Origin of the sequence: Methanococcoides orientis, from assembly GCF_021184045.1 — an archaeon.
GTDB classification, from domain to species: domain Archaea; phylum Halobacteriota; class Methanosarcinia; order Methanosarcinales; family Methanosarcinaceae; genus Methanococcoides; species Methanococcoides orientis.
This window is the reverse complement of record NZ_CP073710.1, coordinates 393805-412480: the sequence shown is the minus strand read 5'-3', so window position 1 is coordinate 412480 and position 18676 is coordinate 393805. Positions and strand designations below refer to the sequence as shown.

16 protein-coding genes are annotated in these 18676 nt (G+C 43.3%); 7 read left to right on the top strand and 9 right to left on the bottom strand.

Annotated features, from left to right (window positions below):
- Window positions 1-48 precede the first annotated feature (48 nt).
- A complete protein-coding gene (locus tag J7W08_RS02215) occupies window positions 49-2922 on the bottom strand; it encodes a NosD domain-containing protein (protein WP_233085029.1) in 2874 nt (957 codons plus the stop codon).
- 408 nt (window positions 2923-3330) lie between these two features.
- Between J7W08_RS02215 and mch the strand changes: the two genes are divergently transcribed.
- Together mch and J7W08_RS02205 are read left to right on the top strand one after the other, a co-directional pair.
- Window positions 3331-4293 (top strand): methenyltetrahydromethanopterin cyclohydrolase, encoded by a 963-nt coding sequence (gene mch, locus J7W08_RS02210; protein ID WP_048194034.1) that lies wholly within the window; start codon window positions 3331-3333, stop codon window positions 4291-4293.
- Window positions 4294-4356: 63 nt separating this feature from the next.
- Window positions 4357-4830 (top strand): DUF2124 domain-containing protein, encoded by a 474-nt coding sequence (locus J7W08_RS02205; protein ID WP_233085028.1) that lies wholly within the window; start codon window positions 4357-4359, stop codon window positions 4828-4830.
- 107 nt (window positions 4831-4937) lie between these two features.
- On the opposite strand, the gene J7W08_RS02200 is transcribed toward J7W08_RS02205, so the two are convergent.
- Window positions 4938-5981, bottom strand: a complete 1044-nt coding sequence (locus J7W08_RS02200) for a class I SAM-dependent methyltransferase (RefSeq protein ID WP_233085027.1) — start codon at window positions 5979-5981, stop codon at window positions 4938-4940.
- Window positions 5982-6129: 148 nt separating this feature from the next.
- On the opposite strand from J7W08_RS02200, the gene msvR reads away from it, so the two are divergent.
- Window positions 6130-6864: a transcriptional factor MsvR gene (gene msvR, locus J7W08_RS02195; protein WP_233085026.1), complete on the top strand. Its 735-nt coding sequence runs from the start codon at window positions 6130-6132 to the stop codon at window positions 6862-6864.
- A 2-nt stretch (window positions 6865-6866) separates the two neighbouring features.
- Here the strand turns inward: msvR and J7W08_RS02190 are convergent, their stop codons facing one another.
- The 4 genes from J7W08_RS02190 to J7W08_RS02175 form a co-directional block, all read right to left on the bottom strand.
- On the bottom strand, window positions 6867-7556 hold the full coding sequence (locus J7W08_RS02190) for a DUF2110 family protein (protein WP_233085025.1): 690 nt from the start codon (window positions 7554-7556) through the stop codon (window positions 6867-6869).
- A gap of 24 nt (window positions 7557-7580) precedes the next feature.
- Entirely contained in the window at window positions 7581-8159 is a 579-nt protein-coding gene (locus tag J7W08_RS02185; RefSeq protein ID WP_233085024.1) for a helix-turn-helix domain-containing protein, read from the bottom strand.
- A 134-nt stretch (window positions 8160-8293) separates the two neighbouring features.
- Window positions 8294-9454, bottom strand: coding sequence for a tRNA (guanine(10)-N(2))-dimethyltransferase (locus tag J7W08_RS02180; protein WP_233085023.1), 1161 nt, complete (start codon window positions 9452-9454; stop codon window positions 8294-8296).
- A 29-nt stretch (window positions 9455-9483) separates the two neighbouring features.
- Window positions 9484-9930, bottom strand: a complete 447-nt coding sequence (locus J7W08_RS02175; protein ID WP_233085022.1) for a cupredoxin domain-containing protein — start codon at window positions 9928-9930, stop codon at window positions 9484-9486.
- 136 nt (window positions 9931-10066) lie between these two features.
- Here J7W08_RS02175 and J7W08_RS02170 point away from each other — a divergent pair, with 136 nt between their 5' ends.
- Genes J7W08_RS02170 through J7W08_RS02160 form a run of 3 tightly spaced genes read left to right on the top strand, consistent with a single transcriptional unit; the run spans window position 10067 to window position 12737 of the window.
- Window positions 10067-10645, top strand: coding sequence for a helix-turn-helix domain-containing protein (locus J7W08_RS02170; RefSeq protein ID WP_233085021.1), 579 nt, complete (start codon window positions 10067-10069; stop codon window positions 10643-10645).
- Window positions 10646-10655: 10 nt separating this feature from the next.
- Window positions 10656-11057, top strand: a complete 402-nt coding sequence (locus J7W08_RS02165; protein WP_233085020.1) for an acyl-CoA thioesterase — start codon at window positions 10656-10658, stop codon at window positions 11055-11057.
- Window positions 11058-11093: 36 nt separating this feature from the next.
- Window positions 11094-12737 (top strand): AMP-binding protein, encoded by a 1644-nt coding sequence (locus J7W08_RS02160; RefSeq protein WP_233085019.1) that lies wholly within the window; start codon window positions 11094-11096, stop codon window positions 12735-12737.
- A gap of 141 nt (window positions 12738-12878) precedes the next feature.
- Here J7W08_RS02160 and J7W08_RS02155 read toward each other — a convergent pair whose 3' ends face one another.
- Complete coding sequence (locus tag J7W08_RS02155; protein WP_233085018.1) at window positions 12879-13271, bottom strand: thioredoxin family protein; 393 nt, start codon at window positions 13269-13271, stop codon at window positions 12879-12881.
- A gap of 98 nt (window positions 13272-13369) precedes the next feature.
- Window positions 13370-15379: a formylglycine-generating enzyme family protein gene (locus tag J7W08_RS02150; RefSeq protein ID WP_233085017.1), complete on the bottom strand. Its 2010-nt coding sequence runs from the start codon at window positions 15377-15379 to the stop codon at window positions 13370-13372.
- Window positions 15380-15719: 340 nt separating this feature from the next.
- Between J7W08_RS02150 and J7W08_RS02145 the strand changes: the two genes are divergently transcribed.
- The gene (locus J7W08_RS02145; protein ID WP_233085016.1) at window positions 15720-17066 is read left to right on the top strand and encodes an MATE family efflux transporter; all 1347 of its coding nucleotides are present in this window, start codon (window positions 15720-15722) and stop codon (window positions 17064-17066) included.
- A 117-nt stretch (window positions 17067-17183) separates the two neighbouring features.
- Here the strand turns inward: J7W08_RS02145 and J7W08_RS02140 are convergent, their stop codons facing one another.
- Complete coding sequence (locus J7W08_RS02140) at window positions 17184-18575, bottom strand: tetratricopeptide repeat protein (RefSeq protein WP_233085015.1); 1392 nt, start codon at window positions 18573-18575, stop codon at window positions 17184-17186.
- Between the last annotated feature and the right edge of the window lie 101 nt (window positions 18576-18676).

The window sequence follows — 18676 nt, the reverse complement described above, 5'->3', positions numbered from 1 at the left end:
AGCCAGTGTTTTAAAAATAAAAAAGAAGTGCAGAATTAATCACTGCACTTAAGTTCTTCTTCTGAATAAGGTATAAACCATACCGAGAACTCCAATCGCGAGAAGTGAACTGAAACCTGGCAGACCAGTAGACACTGCCTCATTTTCTAACTCAGGCACTTCAGTAATTACATCGTCATCAGATGGGAATGGGGCTATAATCGGAGTAGTATCCATCTTCAAAGCGCAAATTGCAAATGATGAGAAACCTGTTGCTTTTGCCTCGAAGTACAAGAATTTATCATCTTCTCCAACTTTCTTTGTATCAAGAGCATTCCATTTGCCTTCACTGTGACGATATAATACAATTGATTTCTCATCAAGTCCATTTTCTGTCAACCATTCTTTTGCTACACGGAAACCTATTACCGGATTAGCAATGTTATCTTCTGTAGCAAATCCTGAGATACCAACCCAGATGTTAAGGTTGCTATAAACAATTCCCGGAGCACTTTCATCAACCAGTGTAGATCTGCCCTTAAGCACTTCGATAGTTGTTGAAACCCTTCCGTAGTTTCTCAATGCAGAGAAGTTGATGTACTGAATTGCATTCTGTTCTTCATCGAAGACATAACTGATTTCAAGTCCACTTATGATGTTCTCTGTCTTCACGTCCTTGAAGGCGATGTTCTCAAAGGCTTCACCACTTGATCCACTACCACCCCCACTACTAGAGGATTTTGTACTACCTGAAGTGCTACTGGTTTGGGTCGATGCCGTGATATTTGACCAGTTGCCCACATTTCCAGCAGTATCAACCGGGCGCAGACCATAATTGTAGGATGTTGCAGAAGCCAATCCTGTATTTTCATGGCTGACACCAAACACATCGGTAATGTAGACATTGTTCCTCCACAGTTCCACATGATCAGCATCGTGAGAAACGTCCCATGAAAGGGTGATGGAACTTCTTGTTCTTGATGCAACCGTGAGATTCGTAATATTTGCAGGAGGTACGGTATCGATACTGAAATTGATCAGGGCTGATGCAACCTCATTACCTACAGTGTCATTGGCATAGACCATGATGAAATAATCATCGTCAGGCAGTTCAGGCAATGTTATGTTGGGTGTGAATGTGACATTGGCTCCGCCATTGAGGCTGTACCACCACTTATTCACGGTCCCGTCACCGGTAACGTTGAGCGGAACTGTTCTTGTGGAATAGTCTGCATTGTTCTGCGGAAGTTCCACTGCGATCACAGGAGCCGTGGTATCCAGCAACAGTGGCAGATAGTCTGTGTTACTGGCATTAAGATCAATCTGGGAGTCGCCGATTCCATCTCCATCATTATCAACACCGCTATAATCTGACCAGTAGTTACCTCCAATATAGGGACCTCCCACGACGTTTGTACCAGCGGTTTTTGTGATATTCCATATGTTTCCAACATTGATGCCAATAAATCCAACATTAATCGTGTTGTTGAAGTAGTTGTTGTAGATGCGATTGTTGCTGGAGCTATCCACATCGATGCCTTCCTCGCCGCTGTACGACACCTTGTTGTCGGTTAGATTGCTGATGCTGCAGTAATCCATATCGATGCCATCCCTAGTATTATGCGACAACATGTTGCCAATCAGGGTGTTGTTGCTGGAATAACCCAAATAGATGCCATCATTGCCGTTGTACTCCGCCGTGTTGTTGCTCAGCATGTTGTTGTTGCTGGACTCTTTGATATCGAAGCCGTCATTGCCGTTGTACTCCGCCGTGTTGTCGGTCAGCGTGTTGTAGCTGGAGTTTTTGAGATCGATGCCGTCATTGGTGTTGTACTCCGCCGTGTTGCCGGTCAGCGTGTTGTAGCTGGAATTAACTATCCGGATGCCCTCATAATGGTTGTTTGAGACCTTGTTGTTGATCAGGTCATTGTTACCAGACCAGTCCACCTCAATACCATCTTCGGCAGCGTACGACACCGTGTTACTGGTCAGCGTGTTGTTGCCAGACCATTCCAGCTCAATACCGTCATTACCATTGTTCGATGCATTGTTGTTGGTTAAGTCATTGTTACTGGATATATACAGATAGATACCGTGCCAGCCACCAAAAGCCGTGTTGCCGGTCAGCGTGTTGTAGGAAGAATTTAACAGATGAATAAGCTCGACGTAATTGTTCAAGGAATCATCGCTCGACGCCGTGTTGTCGATCAGCGTATTGTTGCTAGACAATTTTAACTTAATACCAGCGATAGAGTTGTTCGACACTGTGTTGCTAATCAGATTGTTGTTACTTGATACATTCAGATAGATGCCGTCATTGCTGTTGTACTCCGCCGTATTGTCGGTCACCGTGTTGTAGTTGCTAAAGTCACTCAGCTCGATACCATCGTCGTCATTGTACGACGCCGTGTTATCGATCAACGAGTTGTAGTTAGAGTGATCCATATCGATGCCGTCACTGCCGCAGTACTTCAGCATGTTGTTTGTCACCATGTTGTAGTTTGAGCCTACAAGATAGATGCCTTCATAGTCACCCATCACCGTGTTGTCGGTCAGCGTGCTGTTGTTGGAAGAAGATAGAAAGATACCCGCATTACCCTCAACGGTAGCACCACTCACATTGAACCCACGGATAGTAACATTATCTGCAGTAACCTCGAAAACATGGTCGTTAGATAATAAAGCAGTGACATTCGTGACGGCAGCACCGCCTGTTGACGTAATGTTCAGTTGTTTATCCACGTTCACGTTTTCATTATACGTACCCGGATACACCAAAATAGTATCGCCAGCCGCAGAGTTATTTACCGCTTGCTGGATAGTTGTATAATTCTGTGGACCCACAGTGCTGGTCACATTGAGGGTCGCTGCAGCAGCAATACCTGCAGCCATCAATACTAAAGTTATTCCAAAACAAATCAGTATACTTTGTTTCAAACTCATTTCATCCACTACCTTATTAATACAAAGATTTCAAAAATCATCTACATCTGGAGAGATTGATATCAAAAAAACAGTAGTGCCAAAAAACTTCAGATACAATAAAGGCAATGCTACTTTCCAATCCCCACAGCCAAACATACCCATAGTATAAACATTGCATTTTGTATTATAAGAAGATTCTGTAAAATAATATAAAATATCCTATAATATATAGGAGACCATACAAATGTAGCACTGCAAACAAAACAAATAATAAAATGGATCCTCTAAGAAATGTTCTTGTTTTGTTTACCCGGAAACTATTTACACCATCACCAAAAACCACCCTCCCACCAACTTTCCAAACACCGATAAATTCATATTCTAACCAACCCAATCATTGACACCAAACCGTGTAGAGTGATTAATATGATAAGTGTCAACGAAAAGGGATTAGCAATTATTGATGAGATGTTAGACTGGGAAGAAGAGATCAAAGTCGAATCAAAGGAACTTGAAAACGGCGCTACCATCATTGACTGTGGTGTCAATGTAGAAGGTGGATACGATGCAGGTATGTACCTCTCACGCCTCTGCCTTGCAGACCTTGCAGAGATCTCATACACAAAGGTCGATCTCGATGGTCTTCCAGTACCAGCTATTCAGGTTGCTACAGACCACCCTACCATCGCATGTATGGCATCCCAGTACGCAGGCTGGAGAATTGCAGTCGGGGACTACTTCGGCATGGGCTCCGGTCCTGCAAGAGGCCTTGGTCTTAAGCCAAAAGAGCTCTACGAAGAGATCGGCTACAAGGACGATGCAGATGCAGCAGTTCTCGTAATGGAATCCGACAAGCTCCCAACCGAAGAGATCGTTGAGTACATCGCAAAGCACTGCAGTGTCGACCCACAGAACGTTTACATCGCAGTTGCACCAACCTCATCCATCGCAGGTTCAGTACAGATATCCGCAAGGGTCGTTGAGACAGGTATCCACAAGCTCGAGTCCATCGGATTTGACATCAACACCATCAAGAGCGGTTTCGGTGTCGCACCTATCGCACCTATCGTCGGAGATGACACAAAGTGCATGGGTTCAACCAATGACTGTATCATCTACTGTGGTGAGACCTACTACACCGTTGACTTCGGAGACGCAGAGAAGCTCGAGGACTTCGTGAAGAAGGCACCATCCAACACCTCCAGGGACTTTGGTAAGCCATTCTACACAACCTTCAAGGAAGCAGGCTTCGACTTCTTCAAGGTCGATGCTGGTATGTTCGCCCCTGCAAAGATCACCATCAACGATGTTGCAACCAAGAAGTCATTCACAAGCGGACGCACCAACCCTGGCATTCTGCTCGAATCCTTCGGCATCAAGAACGTATAAATTTAATAATTCGACATGCAGCCTTTTTACGGCTGCATAACTTCTTTTTTTATTGGAGTGATCATGGAAGTAATCAATAACGCTAGTGGAATCGGTGGACTGCTGACATCCTTCCGAGAGCTGGTCAAGGATTCTAAGAAAGTGATGTTCATCGGAACAACCGGTTTTTGCACACCTTTTGCAGAACTCATGGCATATGTGATAAGGGATGCATCAATTGAAGTCGGTTTCATTCCTGACATCAGGCACCATGAAGCAAAAGCAATAATATCCACGCCCAGTGGCATGCAGATTGGCGATGACATCGACTATCATGCAGATACTGTCGTCCTGCTTGGCGGCCTTGCAATGCCAAAGATGAAGATCGATGTTGAAACAATAAAACAAAATCTGGATGACATTCTCGAAGGTGCTGAGAACACAAATGTGATCGGCATATGTTTCCAGTCAATGTTCGATACTCAGTGCTGGATCGGACCGATCAACTTCGACTATATTATCGATTCCGACCTTTCCGCAAGTACGATCAAGTTGTGAACTAAGGACACAACTTACCTTTCTTATTTTTAGTATTTTGGCTACCAATGGCAATGATCACTACAATTATGCGATCATCATTTTATGACGTATCACGGCATCAGCCATTATTTAATGAAAGCATCCACCACAACATGCCAGACGCCAGGAGAATACTTCTTGATGCGGTGACATGCACGTATCTCGGCACTCCTGCCAAGAGCAGAAGCAGCATCTTTTATCCTCTGAATAGGACGCTCGAACACAAGGACCTCTGGAGTGGTTTCATGATAATGGAGCATACCACCTTCCTTTCGAATAGCTCCGATGCCCTTGTCCAGATAGTGATGAGTGATCCCCACATAACCCATGATCACCCTGTCAGCAACCCCCTGTGGTGTGACCTCACCACAATCACCATTAATTGCCCGAACGATCCCTTCAAGGTAGTTCAGCTGTATATTCTCAAGCAGATAATGGTAGGATACCGGATTCAGCTCTATTGAATAGACCTTTTTGGGCTTACCATGGACTGCAAGAGGGATCGAGAAGTAACCGATGCCTGCAAACATATCCACTACAACCTCATCCTTACCAAGCTTGCTCATGCGCTTTCTTTCAGCAAGATTGCCTTTTGAGTACATGATCTTCGTAGCATCCAGCTTGAAAGAACAACCATGCTCCTTCTGTATAGTCTCTGTATCTTCGCCGATGATGACCTCACGTTCAGGTTCCCTGAAAGTGCCTTTGATACCAAAGTCCTGCAATACACACCTGCACCTTGGATTGATCACAAGGAGTTTCCTTGCGATGTCCTCCCTGTAGCTTTTCAGCTCCTCAGGAATGCTCACGATCACAATATCACCGAGTACCTGCCATCCTGATGGAATACGTTCGATCAGTTCTTCAGGGACTGTTCCACTTAGATGCTCTTTTAAGGACATAGTAGAACGGTAGAAATCTGGTTCATCCTGCTCAACAATATCAAATTCACTAATATTTGATCCATCAATATCAGATAGATCCATACCAGAAATTACCGGGATCTCAGCAAATTTGCCATCCGGATGTTCAACTATCCTTATCTTTCTATCTTTATCCAAAACACCCATGGAAATAAGTTCAGTCTTTACTTTTTCCACATCCCTGACAGGAACTATTACTGCTTTCATAGACCTGCCTGAATCTATCGTAGGAGGAAAATAAACTAACGGTCAGACAGGTGGATATGTGTGCCTGGAACAAGCAGAATATGGAGAGAAACAGAGGTTCATTCGGATACTACCGAACTTTTATATATCCATTAAGTAATTACTAGATATGAAAAGCGAAGGTCACACTGCACTATTTTCAAACAGGGATGGCATTATTGCCATTGAGGGTCCGGTAAAGCTCCAGATAATGGAGCTGTTGAAAGATAGTTCAAGATCGTTCGATGAGATCGTAAAATATACAGGGAAAGCAAAATCCACGATCTCCGTGCACCTGAGTGACCTTAAGCAAAATAACCTTCTTGAAGAAAGGATCGATCCAAAGGACAAACGCAAGAAAACCTATGTGATGTGTTCCCAGTATACAGCATGTTCACAGAAGCCGATCGTGGAGCACTACCATGCAGCACTGAAAAAATTCACGACCACATTCGATAGTGAAAGAGAACTTTTAACATCTATTCTTCATGCAGTGCAAAGCGGCTTTGAGGCTCAGGGCATTAACCACAGGCCAATAATGGAAACCATCGGACAGGATGTCGGCATACGGGTCGCTGAAAATTTTACATCCACAAATCTTGAGGGGCTTTTTGAAGAAGTCGCAGATTATTGGGAAACGCACAAGCTCGGCTACCTTTCTGTTCCATCCTATGACCCCCTTGCAATACAGATCGATGATTGCTTTGTGTGCAAAGGCGCACCTGACATCGGACAAAAACTCTGCTCTTTTAGTGAAGGACTTCTTCAGGGAATAATATACCAGAAACTTAACATGCAGTGTAATCTTGTGGAGATAGAATGTCATGGCAATGGCGATGGCCACTGCCTTTTTGTAATGCAATAAACTCAACGAGTACCTCTTACCACACCGATCTCTGCATTTAAAAGAGGACCTATTTCCGCCACAATTCCCGGACCATCAGTTTTCTCACGGCAAACAACTATACTTTCCAGCAGGCCGATCCTCTCGATGCCGTAGATATCCCTTCCATGACCCTTTTTCTTGATGGCACTTTTCAGTTCAGATCGTGTCACAGAGTTCACGATCAACCTGTCTGTAGCAGCTTTTTTCCATCCCCAGAAAAGATCGAGCTGGTCTTTAGTAAAACGGCCTGTGATCATATCATCCTGCCCTTCGATCCTGACAGAAACAGGAAGATGCGGGATCAAGCCAAAGCGGGATGCGATCTGTGAAACTGTACCCACACCAAGGGCTTTTAGAGCCTCCGGCAGGAGCTTTACAGTAGTACCGATATCAACAGTTATTCCATCATCATCAATTGAAGAAATAGAGCCTTTGTAGGCAACAGTATCTTCCACTTTGGTAACAGGAGTTCCGTATTTATCTATCAGGAAATTGGCTGCAAATACTTCATCCTCACCTGAAACATTTGCCTGAAGCCAGCCTTCTGAATTTACGGAAACTTCGACAGTAGCATCAATATCCTTAAGCTCGTTTTCCAGCATGAACGCTGCAGAGCTTAATGCACGTTCTAAATTAGCATATAGTTTGATAGTTAAGATTGCTGTTTCCATGGCTACTCATTGAACAGCAAGCATTTAACCGTTTTTGTTCAGAAGGGATAGGAATACTTCTCTTGTAGCATCAAAAGCACTGATAACCTCGTCATTAACGGGCGTTTCAGAAGAATCGATCACATCACCTATCATCGCCAATTCACGGCTAAATGGCCCAAGCTTTCTTTTAGAAGTCTCGACATCGGCATCAGAGTCCACAAGTTCCTTGTAAATGTTCTCAACCTTGATACGCAATTTTTTGATCCGATCCAGGATCTCAGCAGAAATAGGATCAAGTTCAGCCTCACTAACTTCATGCCTGCCCTCAAGATCATATTCATCCGGAAGCTCCCCACCCAGAGAAACAACAAGTTCCTTGAGGAGAGAAACAACATTGTGACCTTTTTCGGTCAACTCAACATACTTGATACGCCCTTCAACAGAAAAAACTACAAGACCATCCTCTTCCATTCTTGACAGTATCTTTGTTGTGTGTGCGAATGTGGAATTGATCTCTTTTGTAATAACAGAGGCATATGTTCTTCCATAGAACCAAATAGCCAATAAAGCAAGTGTTGGCTTCTCCTGCAAGAACAAATATTCCGGATTTTCCTTTGCCAATCTAATCTCCTCTGAATATATATAAATAATTCAATATTTTTCGAATTAAACAATCATTATCTAATTTGATATATATTACTTTCTATAGTACATCGATCGTATATGAGAATCTATGATAATGTAGCCCTATTAGATCACATTGATCTAAGGACCTCATTTATGCTATCAAGCTCTGCATCGGTCTTAAAAGAGGTGCCGCTAAAATGTGTTCTTGAAACACTTGCGCCAGTTGACCTGAGCGCTTCAATGAAGCCTTCCATCGCAGGTGCCGAAATACCGATCCTTTTGCATATCAGATGCTGATCATAGAAGAAAGGTATGTTAAATTCATCCCTACAGGCAATAATGATCTTCTTTGCCTGCTCTTTCTTACCAAGATCCAGAGATTCCATCTCTGCCAGAACCTCATCACAGAACTCCTTTTCATGCAGTTGTCCCAACCACAGAGGACCCGCGATCTGCATTTTGTTTTCACATGAAGGACATGTATCATCGATCGAAACAGCCAGACCATGGAAAAATCTCCTTTGACCGCATTTCTCACAATGGGTCAGGAATCCAAGTTCCCTGAGGGACCTGTCGGCCTGTTTAGCACCTTTTTTAACCTGAAGATAGGCACGAACATAGTGTCTTGTAGCATGTGAAAGCAGTGGAGTCATGCCTTTGTCATGCTTTGCAAGCTCCCTTGCAACTTTACCAAGAAGGATACGCACGCCCATCTCGCTATGAAACTCATTGTTCAAAGGCACAGCAGCGTATTTTCGCATCCCTGAATTAAAATGTGCACCGCAAAGTGGAGCAGTATCAGTTGCAGTGACCTCAAGAAGGTGAACAACTGACCTTGTCGCAGCATCCAGATAAGGTGCAGGACTTCCAAAAGGATCAAGGTCCACAATATTAAAGCGCCTCTCATGCATCAGAACATTTGCGTTCTTGCATGTGGCTTCTGCAGTCCCCGATAGACCGGTCAATTCAATATTCTCAAGAATAAGTTCAAAAGCCTCATCGCTCCAATCATTCAATGTTGTTGAAACACCAACCTCATTGGCGATCCTAAGTCCCCTGATACCTGATGCGGACATTGTATCAACATACCGTATATCCGAGATCTCGATCTCCTTCTGGGATGCCAGTCTCCTTGCATATGCTAAGGTCGCCGCTACGGAGATATCGCGATTCAGTTCCATATGAGGATTGTAGAATACCGGTGCTTCTGATGGCGGGAATGGAACGCCTTCAGGAGGTACCGGTACAAGGACCGTAGTATTACCTTCGGTTACCTTTGTGCTCTTCATCTGCATATTTCACGATGTACAGTCCGCCATCATTTAACAATAACGGTATGGTTCATAGCATTCCATGGAGGAACTGTAAAATCATAGGTTCCTGACTCTGTAAAGGTGTAGTTGAATTGCATTCCTGGAGCAATCCTCTGCTCTTCCCAGAGGCCATCTTCACTAATGACTGGGAATATAAGCTTCCTTTCCTTCATCTCGTTTCTCCAGAGGACAGTATCGCCCCTGTTGACCTCTAGATTATTTGGAATGGCAGTATACCTATCCAACCTTCCAAGCCTTATTACGTAGTCTTGCGGTTCGATGACCTCGCCGTTCTCATCAACAGGAACATCGTCATCTTCTGAGATGTTCTCATCAGGAACATCTACAGGAGTTTCATTATCGACAGGAACTTCATCCCCATTATCCCCGATACACCCTGCCATCAATAAAGATGATAGCACCAATATCAATATCAGCATTTTACTTTTCATGTGAATTCACAATGATATTTGGTGTTCAATATATTATAAACGTTGCCTGTAAACCATAACAGATACCTATTTAAGTTACGATTCTAATTTGAAATACCATTTATTTGCGTTGATCTGCGCAAAAGAGGTGAATACATTGACAGAAAAAAACAGCGTCGGAGAGAAGATACGCCAGTTCCGTGAGAATCATGAGATGACCGTGGAAGAGCTGGCCAAAGAAAGTCAGAGCAGTGTGGAACTTATAGAAAAACTTGAAGCAGGCGATTTGATTCCATCATTGACACCTCTTTTGAAGATCGCACGTGCACTGGGAGTACGCCTGGGCACATTCCTTGATGACATGCCACAGACCGGCCCTGTCGTAGTAAGAAACGGAGCTTCATCCAACGTGGTTCGCTTTTCCGGAAAATCCAAAAGCTCTGAAGAAAGCGCACTCGATTTCCATTCACTTGCAGCAGACAAGCAGGACAGGAACATGGAGCCTTTCATCATTGATGTCCACCCATTCAAGACCGAAGAAGAGCACGAACTGTCATCCCATGAAGGAGAGGAGTTCATCTATGTGCTTAACGGCAATATAGAAGTGACCTATGGAAAGGAAAATTATACATTATCCGCAGGTGACAGCATCTATTATGACTCCGTTGTGCCACATGACCTACATGCAACAGAAAGTGAAGCAAGGATACTGGCAGTAGTTTACACACCTATCTAAGGGATGAAAAATGTTCGTTACAACTGTGACACCGCGATTTGGCGATATCGATGGCCTTGGCCACGTAAACAACACCGTACTTCCGGAATGGTTCGAACTGGCAAGAAATCCCTTATTCAGGATGTTCAGCCCAAACCTTGACCTGAACCATGAAAAGTGGAACCTTATTATGGCAAGGATAGACTTTGATTTCCTCGGAGAAATGTTCTTTGACGGAGATGTTGAAATAAGGACATATGTCCAGAGAATAGGCAACAGTTCTTTCACATTGCTACATGAGGCCTGGCAGAAAGGAGAGCTAAAGACCAGGGGAACTGCCGTTATAGTACATTATGATTTCATCAACAAGAAGTCAGTTCCTTTACCGGACGACATCAGAGAATCATTAAGTGAACACCTCGTCGCAGATTGATAAGAACGAATAACAGAACATAAAGGACCTGATATCATGCTATTTACTGAATCTACTATTGGTGAGTTCTTTGAGGAACAGGTTAGAAAGGAACCGGACAGGGACTTTATTGTCTATCCTGACCGAAACCTGCGCTTTTCGTACCATGAGTTCAACGACAGGGTCGATGACCTTGCAAAAGGACTCTTGTCCATAGGGATCACAAAAGGTGACCATGTCGGCATATGGGCACGTAATGTGCCTGACTGGCTTACATTCATGTTTGCAACCGCAAAGATAGGAGCCGTACTTGTAACAGTTAATACGGCATACAAAAGCCATGAGCTTGCCTATGTAATGAAGCAGTCTGACATGAAGGCACTTGCAATTGTTGACCATTTCAGGGACGTTGATTACGTTGAGACCGTCTACGAACTGGTGCCTGAACTGAAGACCTGCAAGAGAGGAAACCTCAAGAGTGAGGAATACCCAAAACTTGAAAGTGTCATTTTCATAGGGCAGGAAAAACACAGGGGCATGTACAACACCGCTGAAATGCTGCTTCTTGGAAAGCACACCAGCAGAGATGAACTGGACCGCATCAAAACTACCCTTGATTGTGAAGATGTCATCAACATGCAGTACACTTCAGGAACCACCGGTTTCCCTAAGGGTGTCATGCTCACACACAAAAATATCCTTAACAATGGATACTACATCGGTGAAAGGCAGAAGTTCACACAGGAGGACAGGCTTTGCCTACCGGTACCACTTTTCCACTGTTTCGGCATCGTTCTAGGTGTTCTCGCAACCCTCACACATGGCGGAACTCTTGTAATGATAGAACTGTTCGATCCGCTTCTTGTACTGGCTGCGGTACAGAAAGAGAAATGTACTGCACTCTACGGCGTTCCGACAATGTTCATCGCAGAGTTCTCACACCCAATGTTCGAAATGTTCGATATGTCCTCCCTGAGGACCGGTATTATGGCAGGTTCCCCATGTCCGATCGAGGCCATGAAGAAGGTCATCGATGACATGAACTGTAAGGACATTACCATCGCTTACGGCCTGACAGAAGCATCACCTGTGTTCACCCAGACAAGTACCGATGATGCTATTGACCGTCGTGTGAGTACAGTAGGTACTTCAATGGAACACATAGAAGTCAAGATAGTAGACCCTGAGACCGGAGAGATCGTCAAGCCTAACGAGCAGGGCGAGATATGCTGCCGCGGCTACAATGTTATGAAAGGCTACTATAAGATGCCTGAAATGACCGAAAAGGCCATTGATAAAGACGGCTGGCTGCACAGCGGAGACCTGGCAACAGTGGACGAGGATGGCTACTACCGCATTACCGGAAGGATAAAGGACATGATCATCCGCGGTGGAGAGAATATCTACCCAAGGGAGATCGAAGAATTCCTCTATACAATTGATGGTATTAAGGATGCACAGGTAGTCGGTATCCCTGATGAAAAATACGGAGAGATAGTAGGTGCATTCGTGATCCTTAACGATGATTCAAATCTTACCCCCGAGGATATACGGGATCACAGCCTGACAAAGATCGCACGCTACAAGGTTCCAAAACACATCTTCATAGTTGAGGAATATCCACTAACAGCCAGCGGTAAAGTTCAGAAGTTCAAGCTGCGGGACATGGCAGTGGAACTACTGGCAAACAAGGATAAGTAAGCGCAGACATCTATTAAAGGGTCTTCAAATGACCCTTTAGCATTCTTTTTAACAGTTTTGTTCCAACCATTATATTTTAAAATCTCTGTATCAATCCCCATAGTACAAAGATTTCCTGGCATCCATCGCAGTTCCATACCTTCATTCATACAAAGAGATGTCGTACTTCAATTTAGTGATGTTAGAAGCACATGTGGCCCCATGTTTAATGAAATCCTCTATATTGCTTTTAAGTACTGAAGGATGAGATATTCCTGCAAGACCCTGTAAAAAAGTGCCCCCGCAAAGAAATATGAACGTGGGCGTCCCTTCTACCCCATATCTTTCCGCAGTCCAGGGACTCTGTTCTGCATCGACCCTGACAAATTTGCAGGATTTACTGAACTCGCTGGCATATTCCTGAAAATAAGGTTCTATTGCCTTGCAATGTGGACATGTAGTAAGATAGAACATTACCACTACTGGCAATGGTTCTTTTTCAACTATTTTTTCCCAATTATTATCAGTTGCTTCTGCAATAAGTTCATCTTGCATAGTATCCCCGAATAATTAATGGCAGTGATGAAATAAATAATTCGTGTACAAAAAAGGTAATTATAAAATAATTAGATCTGAAATCTACTGTATAAACATCACACATCCATAACAAGGCGGAATCCTACATTGTTTAAACGAATATCAGGTTCGATAGATGTACGACTGGCAGAACGACAGGTACTTGGATCTGCATTCACACTGCCACTTCTCAGGGTTCGGATATCAGAAATACCCTCATCCCAGGCAGTTCCAACCTCAGGAGCACCTTCATAGCCAGAATGCCATTCATCCTGAACAAATTCATAGACATTGCCATGCATATCATACAAGCCCCAGCTATTGGGATTCAGATGCCCTACTGAATAAATATCTCCGCTATACCATGCATACTTATGCAAATCGGCTTCATCGTCCCCAAAGTAATATTTGGTGTTTGTGCCTGCCCTGCAGGCATATTCCCACTCTGCTTCGGATGGAAGACGATATTTATCCGTGCCTTCCAGTGAATTCAGTTTTTTTACAAATTCCTGTGCATCATCCCACGAAATTCCTTCAACAGGCCGATTATTTCCTACAACATAAGAAGGATTATTGCCCATAACCATAGCCCATTGCTTTTGGGTAACTTCGTATTTGCCAAGATAGTAATCATTTCCGATCATTACTTCATGGACAGGCCCCTCCCTATAGTAGTACCTGCCTTCTTCATCATCAGGAGAACCCATCATGAACTCACCATCATGAATAAGTACAAACTTCATACCAATGGAATTGATATAGTTCTCAGGAATTTCCTGCGAACTCATGACTTCTTCATCTTTGACAAGATCATCATTACGATTTTCAGATGCAATAACAATTGAATTCTTGCCTAAGGCTTCCAGATATTGAGAGGGAACTGCTTCCGAATCATCAATTAGAGGAATGACAACGAAACTAACAACCAGCCAGGCTGCTATTATGATAGATAACCATTTAACCAGAGTAACTTTCATCGATTTATGAGGGGTCACAACATCCTTATGCTTTCTCTTTGTATTTTCCTGTTTCTTCCGTAACCGACCATCGGAAGGCCGCTTTTTTGATGTTTCCCCCTGCTCTTTATGGAATTGGGAGTCTGAAAACTGACTCTTTGTGGAATTAACATGAACTTTGCTCAATTTATCGAATTCAGGCTCTTTTTTTGAAGTTTTAGCCTTCTCTTTATGGAAATTTCCTTCTTTAAGCTGCTTTCTTTCTGTCCCATCCAACTCATTAAGCAATTCATCTTCAAGACCCGGTACTTCTGCCCCATCCAACTCATTCAGCAATTCGTCTTCAAGACCCGGTATTTCTGCTCCATCCAACTCATTCAGCAATTCGTCTTCAAGACTCGGTATTTCTGCTCCATCCAACTCATTCAGCAATTCGTCTTCAAGACTCGGTATTTCTGCTCCATCCAACTCATTCAGCAATTCGTCTTCAAGACTCGGTATTTCTGCTCCATCCAACTCATTCAGCAATTCGTCTTCAAGACTCGGTATTTCTGCTCCATCCAACTCATTCAGCAATTCGTCTTCAAGACTCGGTATTTCTGCTCCATCCAACTCATTCAGCAATTCGTCTTCAAGACTCGGTATTTCTGCCCCATCCAACTCATTCAGCAATTCATCTTCAAGACTCGGTATTTCTGCCCCATCCAACTCATTCAGCAATTCATCTTCAAGACTCGGTATTTCTGCCCCGCCCAGCTCTCCCCAGAATTCATTCCCCCCATTTTGTTTTCTCTTTTTCTCTTCTTTTTCCCTCCACATCCTTGTTGCTTCATGCAGTTTGATTTCAAAATCTGTAGCTTTCAAGCCCAGAGGTACCATAGAATGCAATTCAGTGTTATTAAAAGGGGAAAGCGAAGAAGTAGATTGAGAACTCGTATCAGGTTTTATGACCTGTTTGCTGATTCCATCCAGAGGAATATTTAGATCAGCATCTAAGGGGGATGTAAATGCAACCCAGCCAGCCCCCAGATGAACTTTATTTGCATTTGCAATATCAATTTTATTAAAGCGTGTAGCCTTCTTGCCACCAATACTTGATACTGGAAGCTCACCACCATAATTTCCATCCAAATAAACGTACTTAACTCCCTGATGGCATCTCTTTTCTTCTGCTTTTTTGCATACAGAAGGGGGGACATCCATTCCAAGTTCGTTCTTCATGATATTATTCCTTTAATACCATTCATCCCATACGTAGCCACCACAATTTACCCTCCTGATTGTAGCTCCACTAATTGATCTACCATTAGATCATTTAATACTCAATAATATAATATAATATCCATAGTATTCATATATGTAACTAACTTCTTCAGATTCAACAACTCCCCCCACAGTTCCAACTAGTATAAGTACAAGAAGTCTTCTATCAGGTTATTCCTTCAAATAGACCTGAAAGAGAACTAAAAAAATGCATACTAAAGATGTAATGCTAGGTAACGAATCCATCGGCAACCTCATAGTCAAACTATCTGCACCCGCCATAGTAGGATTGCTTGTACAGGCGTTATACAACCTTGTAGACACGATCTTTGTCGGAAGGGGATTGGGAGAGCAAAGCATGCTGGCCATCGCCGGCATATCCGTGGCTTTCCCTGTACAGATTATCATGATGGCGATCGCTCTGGGAGTTGGGATCGGAGGTTCGTCCATAATCTCAAGGGCACTTGGAAAAAAAGACATAATAAAAGCTGAAAGAACCGTTGCTAATATGGTAACACTAGTAGTAACAGTCAGTGTAGCTTTTACAGTTCTTGGCCTGGTCTTTCTGGACCCCATGCTAAAGATCTTTGGTGCTTCTGATATCGTACTTCCTTTTGCCAGCGAGTACACGAAGTATATTGTCATTGGAACGACGTTCTTCACATTCTCTGCAGCCATGAGCAATGCTATCCGTGCAGAAGGAAATACAAAGTTTGCAATGGCTATCATGCTGGTTTCCAGCATTACGAACATCATTCTGGACCCCCTGTTCATCTTCCAGTTCGGAATGGGAGTAAAGGGAGCAGCGATTGCCACTGTGATCTCACAAGTTGTCGGCTGTGTCATGGTCGTCTATTATTATGCAAGCAGCATGAGCAGGGTGGACCTGATCGTATCCTACATGAGACCGGAGACCGGAATAATGTCTGAGACAATTTCCATCGGAATGTCAGAATTCGTGTTCAACGTGGTGGAAAGTGCACTATTCCTTCTTTTCAACCAGAGTTTGCTGATATATGGAGAGGATGTAGCGATCGCAGTCTTTGGTATCGTCATCAAGGTATTCATGCTGACACTAATGCCAATCATCGGAATAAAACAGGGAATACAGCCGATCGTAGGATATAACTATGGAGCTAACGAGTTTGCAAGGGTTAAAAAGACGATCAGCATATCAAATTATATTGTTACAGCAATGTGCATAGTAAGCACCGTAATCGTTTTCCTGATACCTGAGCAGATCATGCGTGTTTTCAGCAATGATCCGCAGCTCATCGACATGGGCATCACTGCCCTGAAGATCTCATTCCTAATGATGCCGTTTATCGGCTACCAGGTGGTCACCACTGCACTCTTGCAATCACTGGGAAAATCAAAGGAATCGCTTATCGTGACACTCTCCAGGCAGATCATATTTCTTCCACCACTGGTGATCATATTGCCATGGTTCTTCGGCCTCAATGGGATATGGATCTCATTCCCGATCTCGGATTTCCTTGCCTGTGTGGTCGCAGTTCTCATCACAAAAAAAGAGATCGCTATGATGAAGCATTAAATTCAGGAAATGGCATAAGTAAAAATAATCGATCATTAAAAAAAGTAAAATGGAAATAGCAGAGATATTTCCATTATTCAACAATGATCAGACATTTTTGATTGTTCAACTGTTTAATTATTCCATACCCTGCTTCTTATTCCTGTAATAGAAATAGATCACAATTGAAGATAAAGCTATCAGGATCACTGCGATAGAAAGTGGACTTCTCAGCCAGCCCATCTTTACCTGAGACTCGACCATGGCCTTACCTTCGAGGGCACTTTCGTGATCAGGATCAACAACCAGTGCTTTATCGAATGATTCCAGTGCCTCTTCATGCTCACCAAGCTCATGCAAGGTATAACCCTGACCGATAAGTGCAAGGGAATGTTCAGGCTCGAGCTCAAGTGCTGCTTCAAAGGCAGCTAGTGCTTCATCATATCTGCCAAAATCATAAAGTACACGACCCAGGTTATAAAGAACATCCACATCTCCTGCAAAGATCTCAACTGACCTTTCATAGGAACTCAGTGCCACTTCAGGGTAACCGAGTTCGGAGTAAGAATCCCCCCTGCCGGCCCATGCTTTTGCATAGTTTGGGTCTGACCCTATTGCTTCATCGAATAGTTCGATAGCCTGTTCATATTCACCAAGAGCAAAGAGGGAGAACCCTTTTCCACTTAACGCATTCACATACCCTGGCTCAATAGATATTGCCCCATCAAAAGCATCTATTGATTCTTCATATTTTCCCATCTCATAAAGACAATAGCCTTTTCCAGACCAAGCAGAAACATATCCAGCATCTGCTGAGATCACATGGTCATAAGCATTTATAGATTCTTCATAAAGTCCAAGACCATAGAGAGCATCGCCCTTACCTACCCATGCAACCAGATAATCCTCATTCAGCTCAATTGCCGATTCAAAGTTATCGAGAGCTTCCGAATACCTGTTCATTTCAAGAAGTGAATAGCCCTTGCCTGAATATGAATACACGAAACCCGGATCAATTGATAAGGACATGTCGTAGGCTTCAAGGGAGTCGCCATACTGGCCAAACTCATAAAGGATCCTACCCTTTCTATACCAGATCTGGGCATCGTCATCACCCATAGCCGTTGCTTCATCATAGATAAACCATGCTTCATCATACATTCCAAGTCTTATGAGAGAATCTGCTTTACCTGCATATGCATCCATGGAACCCGGATTGTACAGGAGCACTTTGTCGTAAGCTGCGATTGCTTCCTCATAGTTTCCGAGAGAATAGTATGCATCCCCTTTACCTAACCATGCAGCCGGATGTGTCTGGTGCAAACTGATAGCATAATCGAATGCGTCCAATGCACCTTCATAGTCTCCTTCTTCAAGCATATCATTCCCGCTTGCCACCCATTCAGTTACAGGAGATGCACTTACAGGAATCGTTGATAATGTTAATAAAAGTAAAATTAACACTGGCAAAAGCAGTGTTTTTCTTTTGGCACATTTTTTCTTTATGACCAATTCTAAATGTTCTAACACCAAACCACCTTTTTGAATTATAAAAAATATAAGCTAAACAATATCTAAGAATCAAATCATAAGTTATATGTTTTTTCAGTGAAAAAAGAAAAAAAATAAGG